Origin of the sequence: Pannonibacter anstelovis, assembly GCF_036881715.1 — a bacterium.
Classification (GTDB): domain Bacteria; phylum Pseudomonadota; class Alphaproteobacteria; order Rhizobiales; family Stappiaceae; genus Pannonibacter; species Pannonibacter anstelovis.
Window position 1 is genome coordinate 1 of record NZ_JBAKBF010000027.1, and the last position, 752, is coordinate 752.

General features: G+C 64.5%; 1 protein-coding gene. It reads left to right on the forward strand.

The window, feature by feature from the left end; translation table 11 throughout:
- The coding region (locus V6L75_RS20965) for a methyl-accepting chemotaxis protein (protein ID WP_334253398.1) at nt 1-752 on the forward strand (752 nt) is incomplete at both ends.

The window sequence follows — 752 nt, forward strand, 5'->3', positions numbered from 1 at the left end:
GACAAAGTTCTAGCGTCACAGAACGAGATTGGGCCGAAGGCGCAGGCGGGGATTGACAACACCCTGTCCACGACGCTGACGCTGGCTGCGATCTTCACGCTGGTGATGTCCGCCATTGCCGTGTTCCTTGGAACCTCCATTGCCCGTGCCATCAAGGCCATCACCGATTGCATGCGGGCGGTGGCAGCTGGCGACCTGACCATGAAGGTCTTCGGCTCTGGCCGCTCTGACGAGATCGGCGAGATGGCGGCTGCGGTCGAGGTGTTCCAGGCCAATGGCATCGAGAAGGAGCGGCTGGAGCGGGAGCAGGCCGCCGTCAAGGACCAGCAGGAGGCTGAGCGCCGCCGCATCATGAACGAACTGGCCGACAGCTTCGAGCGTGCTGTCGGAGGGATTGTCGACACGGTGTCGGCTGCCGCGCAGGAGATGCAGGCCGCCGCCAACACGCTGAGCGCCTCGGCCGAAGAAACGGCGCAGCAGTCCACCGCCGTGTCGGCGGCTTCCGAAGAAGCTGCTGCCAATGTGCAGACGGTTGCCTCGGCGACCGAACAGCTGGCAGCGTCAGTCAATGAAATCGGCCGCCGGGCTGAGGAATCGTCCAGCATGTCCCAGCGGGCCGTCGGCGATACGCAGACGGCAAGCGAGCGCATTGCCTTCCTGTCCTCCGCCTCGCAGAAGATCGGCGATGTGCTGGGCATGATCTCGGACATCGCAGGCCAGACCAACCTGCTGGCCCTGAACGCCACCATCGA